The following is a 21,270-nucleotide window of genomic DNA, read 5'->3' on the forward strand; positions in this document are numbered from 1 at the left end:
ATTAGAATTAATATAAATTATATATAAATATATTTTAAAATAATTTGATTAATGCGAGGAGGATTATGAGTTTAATCATAGCATATGTTGGAAAGAAAGGCTGTGTAATGGCCAGTGATAAAAGAAGAATTGCTTATTTCGGTAACAATAGGCAAGCGTTAGAAGACGAATTATATGATGGAAGTATTACAACTGATGATGAACTTTTAAAAAGATCTAGAGAGCTTGATGTTCCAATTAAAATAACGGATGATGCTGATAAACTGCGAATTGTGGGAAATACTGTTAGAGGAGAAGTAAGTACAAAAGGAACTCATGAAACAAAACGTAAAAGGATTTACGGAACCACTAACGGTTATCAAATTGTAGAATTAATCGGATCTGAAACAAAATCCCGTAATGCCGGGCAAAAGGGCATTATTTTATTTGGAAATGACTATGCTAAAAAGCAGGCTGAAACTTTAATTCAAAGAAGATGGAAAGCTTCACACAGTTTAAGGCTGATGGGTGATATTTTTGAGGACATCCTAACTGAGATTTCTAAAAAAACACCTACGATAGGCAAGGAATTCGATATTTTAATTCAACAGCCTAATTTTACAGCTTCTGAAGCTCAAAAACATCTAAATATGACAATTGATGCAGATATCAAAGTTTTAACTAAATACAGGCAACAGTTAACTGAAGAAATGATTCAGAAAACAAGAGAAATTGAATTGGCCAATAAAATCATTGATGAAGGGCCAATCGGTAAGGTTGAATCAATTGACGGGAAAATGATTGAAGTTAAGTTAAATGATAAAACTCAGGCATTCAATTTTAATTGGAAACCGTTAGCAGGTCCTAATCATAATGTTATCATGTTTGCCGAAACTGATGATATCAAAATTGGAGATAAAGTCATTATCAAAGATGAAGTTTTATGTCTTAAAAGAAATAAATCCCCATTGTCCTGTAATATTATCCTATGTTCACTTTGAGGAAGCTAAATGAAATTAATATTCTTAGGAACTGGTGGTGGGAGATTTTCCGCCATCAACCAAAGAAGGATGACTGGTGGATTTAGAATTGATAATCTGGGTGGAAGAAATTATCATATCGACCCGGGCCCAGGCGCTTTAGTCAGAACATATCAATTCGGGCTTGATCCAAGAAATATCGATGGAATCTTTGTATCTCATGCGCACACTGACCATTATAACGATGCTGAAATATTGATTGAGGCAATGACTCGTGGAATGACACAGAAAAATGGTCATATCATAGGTGCAAAAAGTGTTTTGTCAGGTTTTGAAAAGTGGGGGCCATGCATTTCTAAATATCATCAAAGTCAGTCTGATATAATGGAAATGGAATCCGGCGATGTTAGGTATTTTGATAACTGTTTAATCAGAGCCACCCCTACAAGACATGGTGATCCTGTGGGTATAGGTTTTCAGATGGAATATAAGGATTTTAAAATATCTTATACTTCAGACACTGCTTATTTTCCGGAATTGGTTGAAGCACACGAAGGTGCTGATGTTTTTATAGCCAGCGTATTGCGTCCTGGTGGAAAATCAATTAAAGGTCACTTGTGTTCCCATGTATTTATTAAGCTATTGAAAGAAATTAAACCTAAATTGGCTATAATGACTCATTTAGGTCTTAAAATGATTTCCAATAATCCTATTGGTGAGGCTAAAAGAATAACCAGATTAACTGGGGTTAAAACTTTAGCTGCATTTGATGGAATGGCACTTGACATTAATTTCAACAATCCTGCAAGGGCACGTATAATGTCACTTAAAGATGTGGATGCGCCTTTCCATGGATCTAATAATAATTTGTCTCGTTTTGAAAGGAGAAATACAAACAGGCTTGCAATAAAAAATGGGGAAACTGATGAATTTTCATATATGAATAAAAGATCTAATCATTGAGTTTGCTCGGATTAATAAATCCTGAGCGAATCATATGGTCTGCCAAGACTATTGCAGTTGAAGATTCGGCAACAACAGTTACTCTTGGACATATGCAAGGATCGTGTCTTCCTTTTATTTCTATTTTTTTATTTTCCATTCTTTCCAAATCAATTGAGTTCTGACATTTGGAAATGGATGGGGTTGGTTTTATTGCAATTCTTGATATAATCGGCATTCCATTGCTCATTCCGCCGATAATTCCTCCGGAATTGTTTGTTTTGGTTTTTATAGAATCATTTTCAATGTAATATTCGTCATTGATTTCGGATGCATATTTGTCTGCAACATCAAAGCCCAAACCTATTTCAACGCCTTTAACGGCACCGATATTCATCAGGATTCTAGCCAAATCGCCGTCAAGCCTTTCAAAGACAGGTTCACCAAGCCCAGCAGGAACATTAACTGCAATCGTTTCCACAATTCCTCCAACAGAGTCGCCTTCCTGTTTTTTAGCAATAATTAACGCTTCCATTTCTTTTGCGGCTTTCAAATCACCGCAGCGAACAGGATTTTTTGCAATGTTGCTTTTGATTTCATCAAATGATAATTTTTCAGCTTTAATGTCTCCGATTTGAGTTACATGTGAAATGATTTCTATGTTTTTGGTTTTCAGGAGCTTTTTGGCAACAGCTCCTCCAATAACATGTCCGATGGTTACTCTGCCGCTTCCACGGCCTCCGCCATTGTAATCGTAATTTCCGTATTTTGTCATCCAGCCATAGTCCCCATGGGAAGGGCGTGGCGTATCTTTGAACATTGAATAGTCTTTGGAGTGCTGGTTTTTATTGAATACGACTCCTGTTATTGGTGTTCCATCTGTTTTTCCTTCAAAAATTCCTGACAATATCTGGACTTCATCAGATTCTTTTCTAGGTGTGGTCACGCTGCTTGTGCCAGGTTTCCTTTTATCCAATTCCTTTTGAATATCTTCAACGTTCAGTTCAAGATTTGCAGGGCATCCGTCGATAACTGCACCTACTGCAGTCCCGTGGCTTGAACCAAAGCTTGTAATTTGAAATTTTTCCCCAATTTTGTTTGACATACTAAATTATATTTAATTTAAAGTATTAATACTTAAATAATTTTAATTTGTAATATTAATACAAGGTGAAATAAAATGCAGTTTCCAATTACAAGAATGAGAAGATTAAGAAAAAACTCAAAAATTCGTGACATTGTACGTGAAACAAAACTTCAAAAGGAAGATTTAATTTATCCGATTTATTTTAAACAGGAACTTAAAGGTGATGAAAAAGAAGAAATTTCATCTCTTCCAGGCGAATACAGGTATTCTTTGGAAAGTGGAGTCGAATTTGCAAAAAAACTTGAAACAAAAGGTTTGAAATCAATCATTGTTTTCGGTATCCCTCCGGAAGATGAAAAGGATGAAATCGCAACTCCGGATTATGCAGATACAGGAATCGTTCAAAAGGCTATCCGTGAACTTAAAAAGCAGACCAATTTGGTCGTAATTAGTGATGTCTGCTTATGTCAATACACTTCTCACGGACATTGCGGTTTAATCAAGCAGAATGATGACACTGATGACGGAATCGAAATATTGAATGACGAATCATTGGAATACATTGAAAAAGTGGCACTGTCCCATGCACGTGCGGGTGCTGATATTGTAGCTCCTTCCGACATGATGGATGGAAGAGTTGGGGCTATCAGACAGGCTTTGGATGAAAACGGATATTATAATGTCATGATAATGTCATATTCTGCAAAATATGCATCAGCTTTCTATGAACCCTTCCGTCAGGCAGCATGTTCATCACCTCATAAAGGGGATAGGAAAAGCTATCAGATGGATCCTGCAAATGCTGTTGAAGCTATTCGTGAATGTGAATTGGATGTGATTGAAGGCTGCGACTTTTTAATGGTAAAACCTGCTTTGCCTTATCTTGATGTTGTAAGAACAGTTAAGGATGAATTTATGTTGCCTCTGGTTGCATATAATGTAAGCGGTGAATATTCAATGATTATGGCTGCAATTGAAAAAGGATACCTGACTGAAAGGGCAATAATGGAAAGTCTTGTTTCAATTAAAAGGGCAGGTGCCGATTTGATTATCACAAACTTCGCACCTAAAGTGCTTTTAGAGGACATGATAGAATGAATCCTTCTGAAATAGCTAAAATTGCTCAAATTGCTTCTGCTCTTGAAGTCAGCGGATATCCAAAGCCGGGAAATGTTCACAGAACCAGGGATTATGATGATATGGTCTTTGAAGACTTTGTAATCAGCGGAATTGTAATTGGAGATACTATCCGTGAAGCATGCACTGACGTTGACGTTGAAAATCCGTTGCTTGGAAAATACATCCTGCAGGCAGTTGCAGAAACTGACAGATGGATTAAAAACAACACTAACTTGGGTATTGTGATGATGACCACTCCGATAGCTGTGGCTGCTGCCATAAGTGATGATTTTGATGAAATCCGTCCGAATATCGTTAAATTAATGGCAAATACTTCTGTTGATGATGCATGTGACTTGTATGATGCAATAAACATTGCCGATGCAGGCGGAATGGGAGACCAGGATGAGTATGATGTCGCATCAGACAATGCCAAAAACGAATTGCGTGAAAACAACCAGACTATGTATGATGTTTTGAAGATATCTGCTCCATGGGACATGCTTGCCCGTGAGATGACTTCAGACATGCCGGCTGTTTTTGAAATAGGCTATCCAACTTACCATGAGCTTAAAGAGGAAAAATCATTAAATGACGCATGCCTTCTGACGTTTTTAACGATATTGTCTCAGGTTCCGGATACATTAATTTCAAGAAAATACGGCTCTGATGAGGCTTTAAAAATTTCCATGATGACAAGAGATTTGCTAAATCTGAAGGATGAAAGTGATTTCAAGCAAAAAGTCTCTGAATTTGATGATTATCTATATAAAAATCACTATAATCCAGGAACAACAGCTGATTTGACTGCAGCTTCAATTTTTGTCAGTTATTTGAAGTCTAACTTCGAATAACTTCTTTTTTTAATTTATATCTAAAAATTTTGGTGTTTCAACTAGACAAGGTATGACTGCTGATACAAGCATCAGCGGAATCAGATTCATTGGAAATATGATTATTAAAAGCAGCACGACTGCAAGAGGCTTTCTTAAGATTCCTGCCATAAATGATGTTGTAGTGATAGCCATTGAAATTACTGGATCCATATTCAAAATAATGCTCATTGCATAGCCCATTGCAGTTCCTGAAAATATCAGCGGGAAGAAATGTCCTCCTTTAAGGCCAGTTTCAATGCAGATATTGGTTAGAACTATTTTTATAATGCTTGTCAGAATCAGGATTATTATTCCGACCTGTGCGCCGGTCTCCATAAGAATATAAATCTGCTCCTCTCCTGAAAACATTGTCAATGGAAGCAATGTCCCGATTATACCAAGTATCAATCCTCCGATAACTCCTTTCAGGATAAAATTATCTTTAAGGTTTTTGAATACTGTTTTGGACAGTTTATGGCTAATGAAATATACATATGAAAGGACAGTTTCCAGAATTATCATCAGTATTATCCCAAGATAATTGAGGTTATCCGGTGTGGCTGTTCCGATTGAATGCAGGCCAGCATGATTGTGTGTCAGATGATTTAGAAGGATAAATATTCCAAAAGAACTTAAAATGGCTACAAAATATAATATATTTTTTGATGTTTTTGGAAGTGAGCTTTCCTCGTTTTCAATCGGTTCTACAAAACCGAACATCGGTGAGGCAAATATTGTACCTAATGTTGCCGTAATACCGATATGGGCCAATTCCTCAAGCTCATCATTGAATATTTTCAGTTTGTCTCCAATCCAGGTAAACAATCCTGCAATTATGCCGGTCAATCCAGCTTCAGGCCCTACGCTTGCACCAAGAATCAGTGGCAGTATTGCGGAAACTGTGGATGAAAAAATATTGTTATAGGAATATCTGTGGTCTTTTTTAACTGTTTTTATTACTTCATTCAACTCTTCGGGACTGTCTCCGTATTTGTTTTTCCACAGACCAATCAGAAGACCGCCAATTAGACATACAATTATGGTATAATACTTAAAATCAATCAATCCCGGCAGGTAGTCCCATAAAAAGTGAATTCCGAAATTCATGCCTCTTATGAAACACCAGATAATTGCCCCTGCAATGATTCCAATTATTACAGTATATATTTTTAATAGCAAATTATTTTTCAAATCCATCAGATATTCCCCATCAATAATTAAAAATTTCTTTGTTGAATTAACTATTTATGTTATTCTGAGTATAGCTTAATACATGATGACCAAAACCATTGAGATTTTCGAAGATAATTATCGTATTTTGTCTGAACTTGCATCAGAAAATGATACTTTTGATGATGTTATAATATTTTTAATCAGTTACTATGAAGAATTCTCAGATAATCAGGCTAAATGTTATAATGATGAAATAGACAATTTTGAAAGCGGGAATTTGGATAATGTGACAAAATTAACTTTAAAAGATTTGGAAAAAAGAATATCTAAATTAGAAAATAGTTAATGGTGATGTTTGGTGAAGCTACTTGAAGTAGATTCTATGTTTATTCAGATAATAATTGATGTAGATGTATCCGATTAGCGAACCGACAGCCATTCCGGTAACAAGACCTGCATAAATTCCAATATCTCCAAGGCCGAAAACGAATCCGAACAATCCTGCAAATATCACTTCAAGGATAAATGACCTGAGTACTGTCAGAACAAGGGATATTGTTCCTTTTCCCATACTTTGGAACAGGTTTCCAGCCATAACTCCCAAAGGCATCAATAGTAAAAAGAAACATAGTATGCGCAGTGCATCTACAACCCTAGGGGCTAAAACAGAACTGTCTGTTGAATATGAGAATATAAAAGACAACGGTTCTGCAAAGATAAAGAAGAAAGCGCAGATAATCACTGAGGATATCAGACCCAATTTCACACCATAATTGAGTGCTGTTTTCATGTTGTCGTAATTACGGGCGCCGTAGGCCGCTCCGCCAACTGTAAGTGCAGCTATACCAATACCGATCATAGGTGCAATTCCAACTGAAACAAGTCTCCATGTGGCCGTATATGCTGCCACTGCTACTGTTCCTGCAAGTATTGTCAGCCAGTAGTTCATAAGAATTGATACGAATGATATGATGAACTGTTCCAGGCTTGCTGGTATTCCCACAACCAGAATGTCCTTATAAATTGTCAGATTTGTTTTGTATTCGCTCATCCTGATTTCCAGAAAGCTGTCTTTTTTGACAAACATCCAATACATCATTGGAATCATTGATAGCGCTCCGGCCAGAACTGTCGCTATAGCAGCTCCCCCTACTCCCAAGCCCAATGTGTAAATGAATATTGGATCGAGAATCATGTTTATTATTGCAGTCAGCATCAGTGGATATGATGCCCTTTTGATTTCTCCCTGTGACCTGAATATCGCAGCCATCATTGCTGGGAGAAATATTGAGAAAACTCCTGCAATCACGATGTATCCGTAGGTTAATGCTTCACCAAGCACTTCTTCAGCACCCATAATTAACAGCAGTTCCTTTAAAACCAGAATAAGGGCAATCGTTGCAATAACTGTCACGATTATGCTTAGCATTATTGAGTGAATTGCACTGTTTCCCGCACTTTCATAGTCTTCTGCTCCGATATATCTGGCAATCAGACTGTTGGAACCCGCTCCAAGCCCGTTTGCAAAACCTACCATTGCCAAAAAAAGTGGTGTTACAAATCCCACAGCCGCAAGAGGTCCCGGACCTAATCCCGCAACCCAAATTCCGTCAATGATGTTGTTCATCATCATGAAGAGGTTACTTATGATAATAGGCAGGGCCAGCTTGTTGATTGCCTTTTTCGGATGATTTACAATTAAGTTAATGTCTTCGTTGGCTTCCATAATAATCTACTCATAGATAACTTGTGTCAATGTTTTATATATATTTTGATTGGAAATTTCAAAAAATCCCTTTTTGACACCAATTTTTCAATACTTTTATTAATTAATTTAAATATATATTATACTATTATTAATGATAATTAGTATGGTGTTTAAATGAGTGAGGATATTAAAAAAACCATTAATGAATTACATATTTATGAAAAGAAACTTTTAAAAGAATTGGAAGCTAATCCGCATGCAACTCCTGAAGAAATAGCTCAAAATGCGGGAATGGACATCAAATCAGTCATGAGTGCTGCAGGTTCACTTGCTTCAAAAGACATTATTGAAGTGGACAAGGAAGTTCAGGAAACCTATTCCCTGACCGATGACGGGCTTAAATACGCTGAAGAAGGCCTTCCTGAAAGGAAAATATTGGATGTTCTGGCCGAAAAGCACCAAATTCACATGAAGGATTTGGCCAGTGAAACAGGAATCGACAAAAAAGAGGCAAATATTGCTATCGGATGGCTTCGCCGTAAAAACTGGGCAGATATTGATAAGGGTGTAGTAAACATCACTGATTTCGGTAAGGATTTCGCATCCAAAGTCGATGTTGACGAAAGGGTTTTGGATTATCTTAAAACCAATGCGGACGGAGTCAAATTCTTTGCTGACGATTTGATGGATGGTTTTAAAAAGCTCACCGGAAGAAAAAATATTTTAAAAGTTGAAAAAGAGACCTCACACTCTTTTAAACTATTACCTAAAGGTGAAGCTATTCTAAAAGAAGGATTCACAATACAGGAACAAGCTACTCAGTTAACACACCAACAGCTAAAAGATGGAGAATGGAAAAGCTTACAGTATCGTCCATATGACATTAATGCCGAAGCGCCAGTCATATTTGCAGGTAAAAAGCATCCGTTGAGGGTCATCATTGATGAGATTCGTGAAATATTTCTGAACATGGGTTTTTCAGAAGACAATGGTGAGTTTGTGGAATCAGCATTCTGGAACTTTGATTCTCTTTTCCAGCCACAGGACCATGCTGCCCGTGAAATGCAGGACACGTTCTATCTTAAAAATCCTCTAACTTGTGACTTGCCTGACGGCGATATCGTTAAAGTAACTGCTGAGACTCACGAAACAGGTGCAGATACCGGTTCTATCGGTTGGCAATACGATTGGAGTGAAGACATTGCACGCCAAAGCGTTTTAAGAACCCACACAACTGGAATTTCAACAAAACACCTCTTTGAGCATGAACCTCCAATCAAGATGTTTTCAGTCGGCAGAGTGTTCAGAAGAGAAACTTTTGACTATAAGCACTTGCCTGAATTCCACCAGGTTGAAGGACTTGTCTGCGGTGAAGGAATCAGCTATCAAAATCTTTTAGGAACTTTAAAAGAATTCTATAAAAAGTTAGGATTTGAAGTAAGGTTCAGACCAGCTTATTTCCCTTACACTTACTTATCTACCGAAACCGAAATTTATCTGGAGGAAAAGGAAAGCTGGATCGAGCTTGGAGGGTCCGGAATGTTCAGGCCTGAAGTACTTAAACCTCTCGGAATCAACCAGCCTGCACTTGCATTCGGTTTGGGTATTGAAAGACTGGCCATGATCAGATATGATGTGGCTGATATCCGTATGCTTTACAAAAGTGACATCAAATGGCTTCGTGAACTGAAATTGGATAATGGAGTGAAATTATAATGACTATCAAGTTAGTTTCTTGGAATGTAAATGGAATCAGGGCAGTATCCAAAAAAGATGAATTCTGGGATTGGTTTGACAGTACTGATGCGGATATTATCAATTTCCAGGAAGTGAGAGCCACTAAAGAGGATATTCCTAAGAAATTAACAGAAGTCGATGAGTATGAGTCCCACTTTAATGAGGCCGAAAAGAAAGGATATAGTGGTGTTGCAACATATTCCAAAATCAATCCGGTAAATGTAACCCGTGGATTGGGCATTGAGGAGCTTGACAGTGAAGGAAGGGTTTTAAAAATAGAATATGACGATTTCATATTATATAATATCTATTTCCCGAACAGCGGAATGAATGCAAAGCGTCTTGATTTCAAGGTAGCATTCTGTGATGCTTTACTTGATGAGCTTAAACAGCTCAAAAGCCAGGGAAAAAATCTTGTAATCACCGGAGATTATAACATTGCACATCATCCGATTGATGTTTACAATCCTAAAAACTGTGAAGGAAAATCAGGTTATCTTCCGGAAGAACGTGCATGGCTGGATGAGCTCGAAAAAGCAGGTTTCATCGATACGTTTCGTCTCTTTGATGAAGGAGAGAACAATTTCACCTGGTGGAGCTATCGTACCCGTGCCCGTGAAAGGAATGCCGGTTGGAGACTTGATTACTTTTATGTTAACGAAGAAATTAAAGATAAAGTTAAATCTGCTAAAATCTTAAATGACATTTACGGTTCTGACCATTGTCCGGTCACTTTAGAACTTGAATTTGAATAATGAGGTCCGAATATGATGAGAAATGATGATGATCGTGTAGTATTTTTTGATGTAGACGATACATTATTGGATACTTCCACTTTCGCACAGACTGCAAGAAAAGCAGCTATTGAATTAATGGTGGATAACGGATTGCCTTTGGATAAGGATGAGGCTTATGGTGTTTTAAAAACTATCATCCGTGAAAAAGGGTCTAACTATGGTAAGCATTTCAATGTACTGACTCAAGTGGTTTTGGGTCATGAAGATCCGATGCTTGTTGCTTTGGGAATGATTACTTATCATAACGTTAAAATGGCGCTTTTAAGGCCTTTTGCCGATACCATTGATACATTAATCTATTTGAAAAGTCAGGGGTATCGCTTAGCCGTTATTTCAAATGGTATTACTATCAAACAATGGGAAAAACTGGTTCGTCTTAATATCTATTCATTTTTTGATGAGGTTATCACTTCAGAAGAGGTTGGCCATAAAAAGCCCGATAAACTGATTTATGATGTTGCCTTGAGAAAAATGAACGGGGATCCTGAAAAGTCAGTGATGATTGGAAATAAATTCAGGGAAGATGCTTTAGGTGCAGTCAATGCAGGCATGAGTGCTATTCTTGTAAATTCCGATGTTACTGAAGAGGACAGGCAATATATTAAAAAAGAACAGCTGGACATTACCATTATTGATAATATCGGTGATGTAAATACCATATTATAACTAGAAAAATGCATCAAGGCTTTGCTGTTTTTCACCGACAGACAAGTCTTGCAAATCTTTTTTTGAATAACCAAGAGATTCCATTATACGTCCGACGGCAGGAATTATCTGATTGTTGACATAATAATCCTTATCATAATCAACGCCTTCACTGTACTCGTAAGGAACTGCCCTTTGGCTAATTGAACCCTTTCCTTTTTTAATTATATATTGTATGATGGTTCCCCGGGATACCTTAATCCCGTGGTCTTCTATTATCTGTGCAGCCACCACGTGGGGTCCGACCTGTTTGTATTCGCTTAACGGCTTGTTGATTTGTGTATGGATCACCAATTCCTTGTTGTCGACTTCGCCTTTTCTAAGCCTTTTCATTACTTTTTTAACTTCATTGATGGCTTTGTCTGAATCCCCTTCTTTCAGCAATGCCATAAGCACTGCCTCTTGTGTCTGCTTTACAATCGGTGCCCAATCCCTTCTGACCAGTTCCAGTCCTTTGGCTATTATTTCCCCGTCTTCAATAACGGCATATCTTTTTTTGGTTACAAAGAATCCTCTTCTATAAAATCCTTCATATTCAAGTTCCATACTTTCCGGAAGTGTTGAATTGAAATCCTTTAAAAAAAGTTCAGCTTGGGATTTTATTTCAGCCTCTAATTCAAATTGTTCATTTGTATCTTCCATACACAAGCACCATGTTATACTTTGATAATCATGTTTAAAATAGGTTTTCACTGAGGACAATATTTATGACTCAGAACAATTTTCATATCTCAAATCATTTTTTATCACTAAAAAAGCAATAATACTGTTCAAATGCTCTAACAGTTAATTTATATTTGTTATTGAACAGAATATTTTATAGAGGTTTGATATTATGAAAACTAAAGAGTTAATTACAAGTTATGATGAGACAAATGATATTTTGGCAGGTAAAATAATAGATAAAAATGGATTTATAGCCAATTATACTATTGGCAACGGTATTTTTTTAAATACTGATGAGAACAATAAACCAATATCTTTTTTCATTGGGGACGCATCAAAAGCATTGAATGTTGAAAAAGAAGTTCTTGAAGATCCGAATGTTGCTGTTGTTATAGATACCGATGATTCACAAATCGATTTTGAGATTTACGTATCCTCAAATAAGATTTTCAAATTGAAATCCGATAATCGTTTCGGCTTTGAAATATCCGAAATATGGAATACAAATTAATTTTTTGAATAGCTTTGCTATTCTATTTCTTTTTTTGGATTCGACATTAATGTTATATATGTTGAAAAGAAAAATATTATATATTAAATTATTTTTTGTGTAATTATGAAAACGGCTATATTAATTCCCTGCTATAATGAATCTGCAACAATCGCCAAGGTTGTCAGTGATTTTAAAAGAGTAATGCCTCATGCGGATGTTTATGTTTATGATAACAATTCTACAGACGGCAGCGATGAGATAGCCAGAGAAAATGGAGCTATTGTTCGTTATGAGTATAAACAGGGAAAGGGTAATGTAGTTAAGTCAATGTTTAGGGATATCAACGCAGACTGTTATATCATGGTTGACGGTGATGATACATATCCTGCAGAATCTGCTTTGGAGTTTGAAAAACTGGTTTTGGATGGCAAGGCAGACATGGTTATCGGAGACAGATTATCCTCAACCTATTTTGAGGAAAACGATCGTCTGTTCCACAATACGGGAAATAAATTGGTTAAAAAATCAATCAATCTGTTTTTTTCAAGTGATTTGAAGGATATAATGACTGGGATGAGGGCATTCAGTTTTGATTTTGTCAAATCATTTCCAATTTCATCCAAGGAGTTTGAAATAGAAACGGAAATGAGTGTTTTTGCATTGAGAAACGGTTTCAACATTATCGAAATTCCAATCCAATATCGTGACCGTATGGAAGGAAGTGAATCCAAATTAAATACATATAAGGACGGTTATAAAGTAATTAAGATGATAATTGCCCTTATTCGTGATAAAAAACCATTATTGTTCTTTTCATCAATATCAGCTGTTCTTCTGATAATTGCCGGAATATACTTTTTCCCGATTTTATTGATGTATTTCAGTTCAGGTTATGTTTTAAAGATACCTACACTGATTGTTATCTCAACGGTCGTTATTGTTGCCGTAATCATATTTTTCATAGGAGTTCTTTTGCATGTGCTTCAAAAGCAGCATGATGAAAGGTTCCAGCATCATTTATTATTGTTAAATATGAATAAAGATGATGATTAATTAATTTTTTTCTTAATTTTGTTTAGAAAAATAATATAAACTACTTCATACATATAATATTTTGGGGATGAATTTTATGGCTGAAGAATATTATATTGAAGACAATGATTTAATTAATCTGCTGAAAGATGTTTTGGGCGACAGAATCACTGATGACGATATAGAAAAGATTTTAAAGGCAACTGAAGATAGCGCAATCAGCGAGAAGGATTTTGATAATGTCGTTGACGGCATACTTAACAGATCCAAAAAAGGTGGAAAATCTGGTATTTCGGATAATATTCTGGCTTCTGAAAATGAATTGGAATATTTGCCGATGTCTTCAGATACCTGTCCTATGTGTGGCACTAGTTTGTTGAATGAAAATTACTGTCCTAATTGCAATCTAAAATTTTCATTTGTCACTCAAGAAGAGAAAAATGACACGAAAAAATAAAGTTTATATATAATGAGAAAGTAATATTTTATTATCATTATTCATTAAGGCTCTTTTTTGCTCTCATAATGTAAATTGTTATTTTCTTGTCCAATGATTTACTGAAAAGAGGCTTATTGACAGCGATTATTATTTAATTTATTATATTTATTAGGTGAAATAATGGCAATTTCTCAAGGAAAATCAACTAGAAGTCCATCCGGTGCAAGAAATGTTGCAAACCGTGGAAAAAGGAAATCAGAATTAGGTAGAGATCCTGCTGAAACTAGAGTAGACGACAAAAACTTAAGAAAAATCCGTACTCGTGGCGGAAATGAAAAACTCAGGTTAGCTGCTGCTAACAAAATCAATTTAACTGATGTAAAATCTGGTAAAACTCAACTTACCGATATTTTAGGAGTAATCGAAAACAACGCAAACCCAAACTACGTAAGAAGGAACATCATTACCAAAGGTGCAGTTGTAGAAACTCCTGAAGGTAATGCTAAAGTAACATCCAGACCTGGTCAGGATGGTGTTGTTAACGGAATTTTAATCTAAAGATATTAATTTATCTTTAATTCTCTTTTTTTTCAAATTTTTTTTAACTAAATTTAATATACTTGTTTTAACATATATTTCTAATAAGGCGATATAATGTCAGATGATAAAATTAATATGAATCACGGTGCCGGTGGAGAAGTAATGGCTAATTTAATCGCTTCCACCGTATTGGATAATATTACCAAAAAGAGTGTGAATGGAGGAATTAGTTTAGATGCTTTGGATGACGGTGCATCAATTCCTCTTGGCGATTACGAAATTGTTATGACAACAGATGGTCATACTATTGATCCATTGTTCTTCCCTGGCGGAGATATAGGCAGAATTTCAGCTGCCGGAACTATCAACGATGTTTCCGTAATGGGCGCAAAACCCTTAGCTATTTCCAATGCCATCATTATGCAGGAAGGTTTCCCGATTGAGGATTTGGATAAAATAATGAAATCCTTAAATGAAACCTGTGAAGAGGTCGATGTGGCAGTTATCACGGGTGATACGAAAGTAATGCCTCAGGATAAGCTTGACGGTATTGTTATGGTTACAACAGGTATAGGTATAGCCAAAAAAGGTGAAGTAATCCGTGACAGCGGACTTGAAGTTGGGGATAAAATCATTGTCACAGGTAGCTTGGGCGACCATGGTATGAGTTTAATGTCTTTCAGGGAAGGATTCGGCTTTGACACTGACTTGAAATCAGATGTGGCTCCTATGTGGAATATAGTTAAAAAAGCTTTGGATGTTGGTGGAGTTACAGCTATGAAAGACCCTACCCGTGGAGGATTTGCCAATGCCATCAATGAAATGGCTTCCAAATCAGGAAACGGTATTGTTTTGGAACAGGATGCAATTCCAATACGTGAAGAGGTTCATGCAGTTTCCGAAATGTTGGGTATTGATCCGTTTGAAGTGGCCAATGAAGGTAAAGTTGTAATGGGCGTTAAGCCGGACAAGGCGGAAGAAGTTCTTGAAGCTATTAAAGGCGAAAAATATGGTGAAAATGCAGCCATTATAGGTGAAGTTGTTGAAGGCGAATACGTAATTGTCAATACTCCAATCGGCGGGGAACGTATTCTTGAAGCCCCTATAGCAGATCCGGTTCCTAGAGTATGTTGAGGTGTTAATTATGGCCAGTATGTTTACAAGAAGGGTACTTGCATATGTAATTGATTTTTTTGTAGTTTCAGCATTTATGTGGATTGTTTCATATTTGTTATCAATATTTGTTAATCCGTATGGTTCATTTACAGTTTACATGTACTTCCCATATGTTGTTCCGGTATTGATTTTAGCTTATTTCATTGTTTTGGAAAAAGTTAAGGGAGCAACCGTCGGTAAGGCATTAATGTATTTGCGTGTTATTTCCAGAAACGGTTATCCGATATCCTGGATTCAGGCAATTATCAGAAATCTGACTAAAATATTCTGGTTCCCGATAATATTTGACTGGGCTATCGGAAAAATTATAAGACGTAATGAAAGAATTCTGGGCGTATTTACAAAAACTATTGTTGTAAACGAAATTGAATAATTTAACTGATGATTCATATGATTAAAAGAGTGCAGGTTCTGTGGTATTTAAACAAGGACGATTTGGAAAATTACTGTCTTGACTTCAAACCGTATCAGTCACATAAGCTTGATGGATATGAAATATATGATGTCGACGAAGATCTGATTTATGATTTGTGTGATAGGGATCCCGACAGATTGGAACCCGTTGGTTATTTTAAAAACCATAAGGAAGTGGAAAACTATCTTAGGGATTATATTACAAACAATGAATTTGAATTGGAAATCGGATCACCGGAACTTAACTCTAAAATATCTGATGCAATAAATACTATCGAATTTTCAGATGAAGGATATTATATCTCAGTGGGTGACGGTGAAGTTGGAGACAGCCAAAATAAGATTACTCACTGGTATGATGCCCTTAAAAAGGAATATAACAGTTCTTCAAAGGATAATGTGTGGGTATTGATGGTCACAGGTTATGACCCTTATGAACTCTCACTGACCGGTAAAACCCTGGCACATATCTTATCTGATATTTTAAACATTAATGAATCTTCCCTTGATTCTTTGATTCCGAATAAGGGAAGGATTACCGTTGAAGAATGGAATGAAATCCTGGATAAAATGTATAAGAAAAATAAGCTGTATCTAGGATTAAATAGAGTCATCTGAATCTTCAAATAACTGATCTAAACTATACAATAATAATGGATTTATTTCTGCAAGTTTTTCAATGCATTTATCTGCTTCTTCTTCCATATCTAATACAGAACAGTCTAAGGCTTTGAATAATAATGCTTCTTCATATTCATCATCAATGGATAAGCATTTATCATAATAAATTAAGGCTTCTTCTGGTTTTTCTTGTAAAAGTAGACATTTTCCTTTTTCACATAATAATTCTGGGTTTTCTCCGTCAATTTTTTCTGCAATATCTAACATTTTTTCTGCATTTTCATAATCCTCTAATTCAATATAGGCCTTTGATTTATAAATATAATAATCAATATCTTCGCTATCCAGTTCAATGGCTTTGTCATAGCATTTCAATGCTTGTTTATACATTCTTTGCATTATATAGATATTTCCTTTACTCGCCCATAATGTATCGTCATCAGGAGTCATTTTAATGGCTTTATCAATGGTTTTCAATGCTTTTTTGTATTTTTTAAGTTCAGCTAAAGCATATGCTTTGTATTCCAACACATCAGGATTCGGAAGAATTTTCAATGACAAATCAAAATATTTGATGGCATCTTCATATTCTTCTTCGTCAAAATAGATTTCTCCCATTTCAAATAAATCTTCAGGATTGTTTTCATCAAATTCATCATCATCTTCTTCTTTTAATAAATCATTTAAATCAATATCTTCATCCAAATTTGACAGAAACTCCTGAAATATTTCTGAGGAGTTATCTTCAATTCCACTAGCATTTAAAATAAATGACTTGTAAAACATGGCCCGTTCATATTCCGGATTATCCTTTTCAATTGCATCAAGCATGGCTATTGCATTGTCGATTTCTCCTTTTTCGAATTGTGCATAGACTTCATCGAAATATGAATCCATCGGATTGACAATATATGCTTCAGGTATTATCATTCCGCTTTCCTCATCAATGTAAAAAGAAGGCTGGCTTTCAAGAATATTGCTTAATGAGAACTCACTGTCAAAATGACCCATATTAAACATTTCCCTGATGTCTCTTGCTTTGTTTGATACTGTGGATTTCTTGGTATTGAAATAATCACAGATATCATCTGCCGCTGCATAAGGTTCATTTGACTTGTCAAAAAGGAAATTAATCTGTCCCAGGGCATAAATTACAGCGCTTGCCCAGATTTCAAGCTTCCCTCTTTTAAAGGGAACATCATGTTTTCTTCCCATTTTTTCAACTAACTTGATACTCAGCTGCTTATATTCGTCATCAAGTTTCTCATCACAGAATGATGATACTAACTCAATAATCTTTTCCTGTTTCATTTGCGTTTTTTCGTCTTTCATATTATCAACTTAAATCTTACATTCTTCACAATAGCTTTGATATCTGCAGGATTTGCATTTGTTCGGATTTTTGGTTGCCATGAACGGCTTTTGACCTTCAAAAAGCGCATGCATTCTGTTGATTGTAAATAGGATCTGCTTTTCAGCATTGTCATCAAACTCTTCGCTCCAGAAGATAGTGTCGCTTCCCCTTTGGCGAAGCCCTCCTTTAATCGGACGCTTTTCATTTGTCATGCTTTTAAAGGCAAGGCAATATGCTCTCATCTGATTAATTGTTGATGGAAATGCTCTGGTGCCAGGTTTGTCATCAATTATCACTATTTCATCAGGAGTCATCCAGATTTCATCAATGAAACCTCTTATTCCATGTTCCGGGGATATGACAAAGCATTCTCTTGAGACTGTTGCCTGTGATTTTGACATTTCAACAACTTCATCGAATGTTGCGGGTGTTGCATCTTCCATGAATTTCTCTTCTAACTTGTTGTGAACATGGGTTCCCTTTTGTATAGCACTTGTAGGTGATGTTTTTATACCTTTCATATACTGGAGATATATCTGGTATTCACAATAACCTTGCTGATTTAACCAGCTAATGGGGAAATTGTTTTTACCTTCAATTATTTGAATACCTTCAATCGTGGGATGATTTTCCTTGGAGTACTTTTCATTTATTATGACTTTATTTTCCATGCTGGTTTTCCTATTTTCTGTTAGGTCTTTTCAAGATTAATCCTGTCAACTTTGTAATCTCTTCAAGAGGATAGTTGTCCTTGTACATTGTTCGTGCAACTCTTTCAAGGCCCTGTTTTCTTCCGTCTTCAAGTCCTCTTTGGTATGAGCCTGGTCCGGCCTCTTCAAGACCTTTTTCATAGCCAGCTTCACGACCAATTTCTATTCCTTCCTGTTTTCCCTTATCAAATCCCTGCTTGAAGCCGATTTCTATTCCCTGCTGACGGCCCTGTTCAAGACCAATGTCAATTCCACGCTCATTGATTGTTTCACCATTTTCACGTGAGTATAATATTTCATCAACATCTTCCGTAACCTGTTCGGCCATTTCCTCTGCCAGTTTAATCTTAACCTGCTCTTCAACTTGATTGCGAATGATTTTTTTAACTTCATCAGTCTGCATTCTTCTTTCAACTTCGCTGCTGATGTATTCGTCATGCATTCCGGATTCGATTCTTCTGTCGATTTCATCAGAAATCTTGGCTTCAAGCTTTTCTTTAATTATTTGCTCAGTATTGATTTCATTAACTACATTTTCAAGTGATGACTTATCCATAAAATTATCCCCATTTTTGGTAATATAATATTGGTTTTTCAGATATTTAAATTATAAATAATAATTTTTTCAAATATAAAAATAATGAATTTTGATGATTTGAAAATAAATGACGATATTAAAAGTGCCATTAACAGGATGGGTTTTGATAAATTAACTCCCATTCAAAATAAGGCAATTCCTGATGCTCTAAATGGGAGGGATATTATAGGCCAGGCTCAAACAGGCTCAGGCAAAACTTTGGCATTTGGAATACCTCTGCTGAATAAGATTTTTGTCCCGGACAAATCTCCCCAGGCCATTATTTTATGTCCAACAAGGGAACTGTGCATGCAGGTGGCCGATGAAATCAAAAAGCTTTCAAAGGATATGGATAAGGTAAAGATATTAGCCGTTTATGGCGGACAGGCAATAGGCCGTCAAATAAGAGTATTGAACAAGGGCGTTCACATTGTAGTGGGAACTCCCGGACGTGTAATTGATCACATTGAAAGGGGAACTCTTGATTTGATAGGTGTTGAAACGGTTGTTTTGGACGAAGCTGATGAAATGCTGGATATGGGTTTTAGGGAAGATATCGAGCTGATTTTAAGATACACTCCAAAACAAAGGCAAACTTTACTTTTTTCAGCTACAATGCCTGATGAAATCAAGAAAATCACTAAACTATATCAGAAAAATCCAAAATTCATTAAAATTTCAGATACTAAAAAAACAATCCCTAAAATCAAGCAGTTCTATTTTAAAAGTGATGATAGGGATAAAATCGATGACTTATGCAAGCTAATTGAATATTATGACTTTAACTTATGGCTTATTTTCTGCAATACCCGTCGCAGAGTTGACTTTGTTTACAGGAGTCTTAAGCGCAACGGATATAAGGTGGACAGCATTCATGGAGACATGACCCAAAAGGTCAGGGATAAGGTAATGAACAAATTCCGTAACGGCAACATTTCCATTTTGGTGGCAAGCGACATTGCGGCCAGGGGCATTGATGTCAGTGAGGTGGAAGTGGTCGTAAACTATGATATTCCCCAGAATCCTGAAGACTATATCCACAGAATCGGCCGTACCGCCCGTGCAGGAGAGTCCGGTTACGCTTTCAATATTGTTGCTAACTATGAGGCTCATGATCTGGTCAGAATCAGGAAAAAGTATAATTTGAACATTAAAAACAGGAAAGTTCCCAGCTATTCTGAAATTGAGCGAATAAAAAATAAGAAAATATTGGATGAAGTTAAAAATTTAATTGAAAATAATGATTTAAATGATTATGTTAATGTAATTACTTCATCTAAAATGGATTCTGTTGAAATTGCGGCAGCATTATTAAAAATGATGAGAGAAAAATAATTTATTTTCTTCCATCGATAATGTTATATTTGATTTTTTCGTTTTCCAGTTCACGTACAAATGATTTAGTCATGTCGCCCACACATAATGCTAAAACATTTAAACCTTTACGGGCAGCGTTTGCTGTTGCCTGAGGAGCAGCATATTCAATGTCTATAGTCAAATCCAGTTTGTCTGCTATGACACGGGAAATGGTTCCTGCAACTGCAACCTTATCTATTTTAGCGCCGCTTTTAGTACCGTTTTCATAAACGTCCCTGATTAAGTTCAAGTCAGCGGCGTTGGATCCGCCTTCTTTTATTGTAGGTAAATTGATAACGGTAGCTTCACCGATGGTCATGTCGATTAAACCGGTCAAATTAGTCAATGCCACATCACAGCCACTTTGAGCATCTTCTAAAACAACACCGGTCGCATTTTCCTCGTCATGGTGCGCATATAAAACACCGTCTTCCATATAAAGACCTACGATATCACCCTTTTTCAAATCATCTGCAGCAATAGCCGGCCAGATGGTTTTGTAATGATTCATAGTTTCCAAAACGGAATCTGAGTATTTTCTTAAACTTATCGCATCTCTTTTTACTTTATCGATACCCTTTTGGGTTATTTTATAAGGGGATCTTCCATCTTTTGAAGTGATGTATCCTAACTCAATTAACGTTTTGATGTTTTCAGAAACAGCCTGAATAGTGATTCCTAAAGTCTGAGCCAAATCTTTTTGTTTGAGATGTGGGTCCTGTTTAGAGATTTCACTTAAAATTTGAAAATGAGTCAAGGCACCTCTTTTTTTAAAAGCTTTCATATAAAT

The 21,270-nt window shown here is 36.1% G+C and carries 24 protein-coding genes; 16 read left to right on the forward strand and 8 right to left on the reverse strand.

What is annotated here, in order from left to right; translation table 11 throughout:
- The first annotated feature begins 65 nt into the window (after positions 1-65).
- Together ACKI2W_RS08385 and ACKI2W_RS08390 are read left to right on the forward strand one after the other, a co-directional pair.
- Positions 66-980: a DUF2121 domain-containing protein gene (locus tag ACKI2W_RS08385; protein WP_407381117.1), complete on the forward strand. Its 915-nt coding sequence runs from the start codon at positions 66-68 to the stop codon at positions 978-980.
- Positions 981-989: 9 nt separating this feature from the next.
- Positions 990-1,922 (forward strand): MBL fold metallo-hydrolase, encoded by a 933-nt coding sequence (locus tag ACKI2W_RS08390; RefSeq protein ID WP_407381119.1) that lies wholly within the window; start codon positions 990-992, stop codon positions 1,920-1,922.
- Here ACKI2W_RS08390 and aroC read toward each other — a convergent pair.
- Positions 1,912-3,006 (reverse strand): chorismate synthase, encoded by a 1,095-nt coding sequence (gene aroC / locus ACKI2W_RS08395; protein ID WP_407381121.1) that lies wholly within the window; start codon positions 3,004-3,006, stop codon positions 1,912-1,914. The two genes, ACKI2W_RS08390 and aroC, sit on opposite strands and share 11 nt — an antisense overlap.
- Positions 3,007-3,081: 75 nt before the next feature.
- On the opposite strand from aroC, the gene hemB reads away from it, so the two are divergent.
- Together hemB and ACKI2W_RS08405 are read left to right on the forward strand one after the other, a co-directional pair.
- Positions 3,082-4,086: a porphobilinogen synthase gene (hemB, locus tag ACKI2W_RS08400; protein WP_407381123.1), complete on the forward strand. Its 1,005-nt coding sequence runs from the start codon at positions 3,082-3,084 to the stop codon at positions 4,084-4,086.
- Entirely contained in the window at positions 4,083-4,961 is an 879-nt protein-coding gene (locus ACKI2W_RS08405; protein ID WP_407381125.1) for a triphosphoribosyl-dephospho-CoA synthase, read from the forward strand. The genes hemB and ACKI2W_RS08405 overlap by 4 nt, the downstream gene beginning before the upstream one ends.
- A gap of 9 nt (positions 4,962-4,970) precedes the next feature.
- Here the strand turns inward: ACKI2W_RS08405 and ACKI2W_RS08410 are convergent, their stop codons facing one another.
- Complete coding sequence (locus tag ACKI2W_RS08410) at positions 4,971-6,179, reverse strand: chloride channel protein (protein WP_407381127.1); 1,209 nt, start codon at positions 6,177-6,179, stop codon at positions 4,971-4,973.
- Between the two features lie 76 nt (positions 6,180-6,255).
- Between ACKI2W_RS08410 and ACKI2W_RS08415 the strand changes: the two genes are divergently transcribed.
- Positions 6,256-6,501, forward strand: coding sequence for a hypothetical protein (locus ACKI2W_RS08415; protein WP_407381129.1), 246 nt, complete (start codon positions 6,256-6,258; stop codon positions 6,499-6,501).
- Positions 6,502-6,519: 18 nt separating this feature from the next.
- On the opposite strand, the gene ACKI2W_RS08420 is transcribed toward ACKI2W_RS08415, so the two are convergent.
- Positions 6,520-7,881 carry an MATE family efflux transporter gene (locus ACKI2W_RS08420; RefSeq protein WP_407381131.1) on the reverse strand — a complete coding sequence of 454 codons (1,362 nt, stop codon included), beginning with the start codon at positions 7,879-7,881 and terminating at the stop codon, positions 6,520-6,522.
- Between the two features lie 156 nt (positions 7,882-8,037).
- Here ACKI2W_RS08420 and ACKI2W_RS08425 point away from each other — a divergent pair, with 156 nt between their 5' ends.
- From ACKI2W_RS08425 to ACKI2W_RS08435, 3 genes are read left to right on the forward strand one after another with little or no spacing between them, the layout of a single operon-like run.
- Positions 8,038-9,579 (forward strand): phenylalanine--tRNA ligase subunit alpha, encoded by a 1,542-nt coding sequence (locus tag ACKI2W_RS08425; protein WP_407381133.1) that lies wholly within the window; start codon positions 8,038-8,040, stop codon positions 9,577-9,579.
- Entirely contained in the window at positions 9,579-10,355 is a 777-nt protein-coding gene (locus tag ACKI2W_RS08430) for an exodeoxyribonuclease III (RefSeq protein ID WP_407381135.1), read from the forward strand. Before ACKI2W_RS08425 ends, ACKI2W_RS08430 begins: the two co-directional genes overlap by 1 nt.
- Before the next feature lie 12 nt (positions 10,356-10,367).
- The gene (locus ACKI2W_RS08435) at positions 10,368-11,063 is read left to right on the forward strand and encodes a TIGR02253 family HAD-type hydrolase (RefSeq protein ID WP_407381137.1); all 696 of its coding nucleotides are present in this window, start codon (positions 10,368-10,370) and stop codon (positions 11,061-11,063) included.
- Here ACKI2W_RS08435 and ACKI2W_RS08440 read toward each other — a convergent pair whose 3' ends face one another.
- Positions 11,064-11,744 carry a DNA polymerase domain-containing protein gene (locus ACKI2W_RS08440; RefSeq protein ID WP_407381139.1) on the reverse strand — a complete coding sequence of 227 codons (681 nt, stop codon included), beginning with the start codon at positions 11,742-11,744 and terminating at the stop codon, positions 11,064-11,066.
- Between the two features lie 193 nt (positions 11,745-11,937).
- Here ACKI2W_RS08440 and ACKI2W_RS08445 point away from each other — a divergent pair, with 193 nt between their 5' ends.
- From ACKI2W_RS08445 to ACKI2W_RS08475, 7 genes are all read left to right on the forward strand, one after another.
- The gene (locus ACKI2W_RS08445; RefSeq protein WP_407381141.1) at positions 11,938-12,279 is read left to right on the forward strand and encodes a hypothetical protein; all 342 of its coding nucleotides are present in this window, start codon (positions 11,938-11,940) and stop codon (positions 12,277-12,279) included.
- Between the two features lie 105 nt (positions 12,280-12,384).
- Positions 12,385-13,314 carry a glycosyltransferase family 2 protein gene (locus ACKI2W_RS08450; RefSeq protein ID WP_407381143.1) on the forward strand — a complete coding sequence of 310 codons (930 nt, stop codon included), beginning with the start codon at positions 12,385-12,387 and terminating at the stop codon, positions 13,312-13,314.
- A 76-nt stretch (positions 13,315-13,390) separates the two neighbouring features.
- Positions 13,391-13,750, forward strand: a complete 360-nt coding sequence (locus ACKI2W_RS08455) for a hypothetical protein (protein WP_407381145.1) — start codon at positions 13,391-13,393, stop codon at positions 13,748-13,750.
- A gap of 162 nt (positions 13,751-13,912) precedes the next feature.
- A complete protein-coding gene (locus ACKI2W_RS08460; RefSeq protein ID WP_292799417.1) occupies positions 13,913-14,290 on the forward strand; it encodes a 30S ribosomal protein S8e in 378 nt (125 codons plus the stop codon).
- 96 nt (positions 14,291-14,386) lie between these two features.
- Entirely contained in the window at positions 14,387-15,406 is a 1,020-nt protein-coding gene (gene hypE / locus ACKI2W_RS08465) for a hydrogenase expression/formation protein HypE (RefSeq protein ID WP_407381147.1), read from the forward strand.
- Positions 15,407-15,416: 10 nt separating this feature from the next.
- Complete coding sequence (locus tag ACKI2W_RS08470) at positions 15,417-15,821, forward strand: RDD family protein (RefSeq protein ID WP_407381149.1); 405 nt, start codon at positions 15,417-15,419, stop codon at positions 15,819-15,821.
- A gap of 17 nt (positions 15,822-15,838) precedes the next feature.
- Positions 15,839-16,480, forward strand: coding sequence for a hypothetical protein (locus ACKI2W_RS08475; protein WP_407381151.1), 642 nt, complete (start codon positions 15,839-15,841; stop codon positions 16,478-16,480).
- Here the strand turns inward: ACKI2W_RS08475 and ACKI2W_RS08480 are convergent.
- Genes ACKI2W_RS08480 through ACKI2W_RS08490 form a run of 3 tightly spaced genes read right to left on the reverse strand, consistent with a single transcriptional unit; the run spans position 16,463 to position 19,103 of the window.
- Positions 16,463-17,815: a DUF6398 domain-containing protein gene (locus tag ACKI2W_RS08480; protein ID WP_407381153.1), complete on the reverse strand. Its 1,353-nt coding sequence runs from the start codon at positions 17,813-17,815 to the stop codon at positions 16,463-16,465. The two genes, ACKI2W_RS08475 and ACKI2W_RS08480, sit on opposite strands and share 18 nt — an antisense overlap.
- A 9-nt stretch (positions 17,816-17,824) precedes the next feature.
- Positions 17,825-18,508 carry a PD-(D/E)XK nuclease family protein gene (locus ACKI2W_RS08485; RefSeq protein WP_407381155.1) on the reverse strand — a complete coding sequence of 228 codons (684 nt, stop codon included), beginning with the start codon at positions 18,506-18,508 and terminating at the stop codon, positions 17,825-17,827.
- A gap of 10 nt (positions 18,509-18,518) precedes the next feature.
- On the reverse strand, positions 18,519-19,103 hold the full coding sequence (locus ACKI2W_RS08490; protein ID WP_407381157.1) for a hypothetical protein: 585 nt from the start codon (positions 19,101-19,103) through the stop codon (positions 18,519-18,521).
- 84 nt (positions 19,104-19,187) lie between these two features.
- Here ACKI2W_RS08490 and ACKI2W_RS08495 point away from each other — a divergent pair, with 84 nt between their 5' ends.
- Entirely contained in the window at positions 19,188-20,459 is a 1,272-nt protein-coding gene (locus ACKI2W_RS08495) for a DEAD/DEAH box helicase (RefSeq protein ID WP_407381159.1), read from the forward strand.
- 1 nt (position 20,460) lies between these two features.
- Here the strand turns inward: ACKI2W_RS08495 and ACKI2W_RS08500 are convergent, their stop codons facing one another.
- Positions 20,461-21,264, reverse strand: coding sequence for a winged helix-turn-helix transcriptional regulator (locus tag ACKI2W_RS08500; RefSeq protein ID WP_407381161.1), 804 nt, complete (start codon positions 21,262-21,264; stop codon positions 20,461-20,463).
- Positions 21,265-21,270: the final 6 nt, after the last annotated feature.

Origin of the sequence: Methanobrevibacter sp. (genome assembly GCF_045603845.1) — an archaeon.
Lineage (GTDB): Archaea > Methanobacteriota > Methanobacteria > Methanobacteriales > Methanobacteriaceae > Methanocatella.

Coding starts and splice junctions, on each gene's coding strand:
- ACKI2W_RS08425 (WP_407381133.1), top strand. CDS start 8,038: ATGAGTGAGGATATTAAAAAAACCATTAATGAATTACATATTTATGAA.
- ACKI2W_RS08485 (WP_407381155.1), bottom strand. CDS start 18,508: ATGGAAAATAAAGTCATAATAAATGAAAAGTACTCCAAGGAAAATCAT.
- ACKI2W_RS08460 (WP_292799417.1), top strand. CDS start 13,913: ATGGCAATTTCTCAAGGAAAATCAACTAGAAGTCCATCCGGTGCAAGA.
- hemB (WP_407381123.1), top strand. CDS start 3,082: ATGCAGTTTCCAATTACAAGAATGAGAAGATTAAGAAAAAACTCAAAA.
- ACKI2W_RS08500 (WP_407381161.1), bottom strand. CDS start 21,264: ATGAAAGCTTTTAAAAAAAGAGGTGCCTTGACTCATTTTCAAATTTTA.
- ACKI2W_RS08480 (WP_407381153.1), bottom strand. CDS start 17,815: ATGAAAGACGAAAAAACGCAAATGAAACAGGAAAAGATTATTGAGTTA.
- ACKI2W_RS08445 (WP_407381141.1), top strand. CDS start 11,938: ATGAAAACTAAAGAGTTAATTACAAGTTATGATGAGACAAATGATATT.
- ACKI2W_RS08385 (WP_407381117.1), top strand. CDS start 66: ATGAGTTTAATCATAGCATATGTTGGAAAGAAAGGCTGTGTAATGGCC.
- ACKI2W_RS08490 (WP_407381157.1), bottom strand. CDS start 19,103: ATGGATAAGTCATCACTTGAAAATGTAGTTAATGAAATCAATACTGAG.
- ACKI2W_RS08470 (WP_407381149.1), top strand. CDS start 15,417: ATGGCCAGTATGTTTACAAGAAGGGTACTTGCATATGTAATTGATTTT.
- ACKI2W_RS08415 (WP_407381129.1), top strand. CDS start 6,256: ATGATGACCAAAACCATTGAGATTTTCGAAGATAATTATCGTATTTTG.
- ACKI2W_RS08495 (WP_407381159.1), top strand. CDS start 19,188: ATGAATTTTGATGATTTGAAAATAAATGACGATATTAAAAGTGCCATT.
- ACKI2W_RS08430 (WP_407381135.1), top strand. CDS start 9,579: ATGACTATCAAGTTAGTTTCTTGGAATGTAAATGGAATCAGGGCAGTA.
- hypE (WP_407381147.1), top strand. CDS start 14,387: ATGTCAGATGATAAAATTAATATGAATCACGGTGCCGGTGGAGAAGTA.
- ACKI2W_RS08420 (WP_407381131.1), bottom strand. CDS start 7,881: ATGGAAGCCAACGAAGACATTAACTTAATTGTAAATCATCCGAAAAAG.
- ACKI2W_RS08455 (WP_407381145.1), top strand. CDS start 13,391: ATGGCTGAAGAATATTATATTGAAGACAATGATTTAATTAATCTGCTG.
- ACKI2W_RS08475 (WP_407381151.1), top strand. CDS start 15,839: ATGATTAAAAGAGTGCAGGTTCTGTGGTATTTAAACAAGGACGATTTG.
- ACKI2W_RS08405 (WP_407381125.1), top strand. CDS start 4,083: ATGAATCCTTCTGAAATAGCTAAAATTGCTCAAATTGCTTCTGCTCTT.
- ACKI2W_RS08410 (WP_407381127.1), bottom strand. CDS start 6,179: ATGGATTTGAAAAATAATTTGCTATTAAAAATATATACTGTAATAATT.
- ACKI2W_RS08435 (WP_407381137.1), top strand. CDS start 10,368: ATGATGAGAAATGATGATGATCGTGTAGTATTTTTTGATGTAGACGAT.
- ACKI2W_RS08440 (WP_407381139.1), bottom strand. CDS start 11,744: ATGGAAGATACAAATGAACAATTTGAATTAGAGGCTGAAATAAAATCC.
- ACKI2W_RS08390 (WP_407381119.1), top strand. CDS start 990: ATGAAATTAATATTCTTAGGAACTGGTGGTGGGAGATTTTCCGCCATC.
- ACKI2W_RS08450 (WP_407381143.1), top strand. CDS start 12,385: ATGAAAACGGCTATATTAATTCCCTGCTATAATGAATCTGCAACAATC.
- aroC (WP_407381121.1), bottom strand. CDS start 3,006: ATGTCAAACAAAATTGGGGAAAAATTTCAAATTACAAGCTTTGGTTCA.